Source organism: Protofrankia sp. CiP1_Cm_nod2 (assembly GCF_920664355.1).
GTDB lineage: Bacteria > Actinomycetota > Actinomycetes > Frankiales > Frankiaceae > Protofrankia.
The window spans coordinates 3,180-5,331 of record NZ_CAKKTL010000293.1 but is presented as its reverse complement, the minus strand read 5'-3'; the positions used below and the strand labels follow the sequence as shown (position 1 = coordinate 5,331).

The 2,152-nt window shown below is 71.3% G+C and carries 4 protein-coding genes; 2 read left to right on the top strand and 2 right to left on the bottom strand.

The features are described 5' to 3' along the window. Nucleotides 1-298 (top strand): hypothetical protein (locus NBW84_RS21930; RefSeq protein WP_250287003.1); only part of this gene is annotated, 298 nt, incomplete at its 5' end. A gap of 61 nt (nucleotides 299-359) precedes the next feature. Further along, nucleotides 360-746, top strand: coding sequence for a transposase (locus NBW84_RS21925; RefSeq protein WP_250287001.1), 387 nt, complete (start codon nucleotides 360-362; stop codon nucleotides 744-746). Between the two features lie 574 nt (nucleotides 747-1,320). On the opposite strand, the gene NBW84_RS21920 is transcribed toward NBW84_RS21925, so the two are convergent. Both NBW84_RS21920 and NBW84_RS21915 read right to left on the bottom strand, forming a co-directional pair. After that, the gene (locus tag NBW84_RS21920; RefSeq protein WP_250286999.1) at nucleotides 1,321-1,629 is read right to left on the bottom strand and encodes a hypothetical protein; all 309 of its coding nucleotides are present in this window, start codon (nucleotides 1,627-1,629) and stop codon (nucleotides 1,321-1,323) included. Nucleotides 1,630-1,643: 14 nt separating this feature from the next. Then, on the bottom strand, nucleotides 1,644-1,991 hold the full coding sequence (locus NBW84_RS21915) for a hypothetical protein (RefSeq protein ID WP_250286997.1): 348 nt from the start codon (nucleotides 1,989-1,991) through the stop codon (nucleotides 1,644-1,646). Nucleotides 1,992-2,152: the final 161 nt, after the last annotated feature.

The following is a 2,152-nucleotide window of genomic DNA, read 5'->3' as shown; positions in this document are numbered from 1 at the left end:
TGCCGTCTTCGCCCTGTGCCGTCCCGCGGCCGGATGTGTTTCGGGCCCGGCGGCCAGGGGAGAGCGGAACTGGAGCGGAAGTCGTCGCGTAACTGCCGGTAACTCGTCGCTGCCGCCGTCGACCGACGGCGCGATCCCGGGCCGGCCCGGTCCCACACCCCGGACCCGGGCGGCGGGGAAGTCGGGGCGCAAGCGGGGTAAACAGCCCGGCGCGGACGGTATCTCGCTGGCGTGGAACGACGACGCGGTGAGGGTGGCGTGCCGGCCGGCCGGCCGGCTGGTGCGGCTGCGGGGCTGACCTCGCCGGCGCCGCCGGCGTGCGGGTCGTGCGGTCCCACCAGGTCGTGGATGTGCCGCTGGTGACCGCCACGACGACGCAGTACGACCTGGTCGCGGTCCGCTGCGGCTGCGGGCGGGAGCACGCGCCGACCCAGCCGGCCGGGGTGCCCCGGGCGCCGGTGTCCTACGGGCCGAACCTGCGGGCGCTTGTCGTCTATCTGCTCGTTTTCCAGCACCTGCCGGTCGAGCGCGCGGGGCAGCTCGTCGAGGCCGTGACCGGCGCGGCCCCGTCGCCCGGGTTCGTGCACGGGATGATCGCCCGCGGTGCGGCCGCCGTCGCCGGCACGGTCGAGGACATCAAGGAGAGCATCAAGGACGTGAATGTTTACCCCTGGTGTCGGGGAGCGCAGGCTGGCCGGTCTGCCGGATCCGACCAGCCCGGCGATCCGCTCCGCGCCCGTGAGTGAGTAAACCCTGCGGACGGCCCGCTGTGGAAATCTTTGACGGAATGCAAACAGGGACCCGGCCATTTCTAACGCCACGCTGGCGTTGCCCGGCTGGCGCGGCGGTCGTACATGGCCACGGCTGATGGCTACGACCGGCGCCGCGGCGGGTCCCGACGGGCCCGATCGGATCGCTCCGTGCGCGCTTGCCGTGTATGCCGGTACAGAGTTGATGCTGGGGCGGCATGCGCACACATGAGGTGGCCGAGCGGGCAGCGGTGAAGAGCCAGGCGTTGCGGTACTTGGCTGGACTTGCTGCACGCCGACGGCATCGAGGGAGCGGGGAAGGACATCGCTGATGAGGTTGACGATTCTGCCCGTCCCGGGCTGCCCGAACGTCGCGACGCGGCTGGCAACCTGGCCGGGTCACCGTCGCTGGCCCAGCTCCGCCACGTGCTTGATCCGCCGGCCGTGCTCGACCGCGACGGACCCTGACCTTCGTCGGGTTGCCAACCCGCATCACCGTCGCCGGTGCGGTGACGGTCGTGGCGATGCGGCAGTACCGCATAGACCTTGACCGGCACCGCAACGAGGCGATCTACGGCAGGCGCCGGCCCAACCAGCGCAACGGCCGGCCGATGACCGGATGCTGATGCCACCGCCGCCGCATGACCAGACGCCGGGCGGCCCGCAGCCCGTCACGCAGCCGGGAGGCGGGTGAGGGGCGCAGCTCGTCCTCACGGCCCCGGGCCTGCTGATGCAGGAAATGCGCGCATGACAGGCAGACCCCGACCTCGGGATGGCTCCCGAGCCGGACCAGGTCAGACTCCTGGTAGGTACCACCGCAGCACCAACAGGTGAGCGGCTCGGCGGCGTCTGACTCGGTAGCGGTCGTGGCTGTCGTCATGAGAGCCCTTCCTTTCATCCGATCAGGTCGCCGAGCAGATCCTCGCTGAGCCGGTCCACGTCGATTCCCTGCCCGGTCAGCAGCAGCCGAACTGGATGGGCCATGCCGACACGCAGGCCCAGGCGCGCGGCATCGCGGCGCCCCCGGCGGCCCAGCCCGGAGCCGAGCCGGTCGCGCGCGACGCGCAGCACACCATAGAGCAGGTGCTCGGGGCGGATCTCGGCCTCGCCGCGCCGGCCGGCGGTGGTGCAGGCGATGACCTGCGCCCGCCTGATCAGATACGGCGGCCCGCACAGCGGGTTGTGCTGGGCTCGTCCGCACCACCAGAGGCGCCGACGCACCCGCCGCGCGGCGTCGTGCACCGCCGATGTTCTACAAAGGTCCTGACACCTGCATGATGCCGGGGCTCGCTACTGCCTGTGTTCAGGTGGCAGGCTTCGGGCTGCTCCAAGCGTGACATGCGGGAGAGTCCGACCTCCGATTGTGGGAATGTAGCCTGTCGATTGTCGGCGCTGTGAACCAG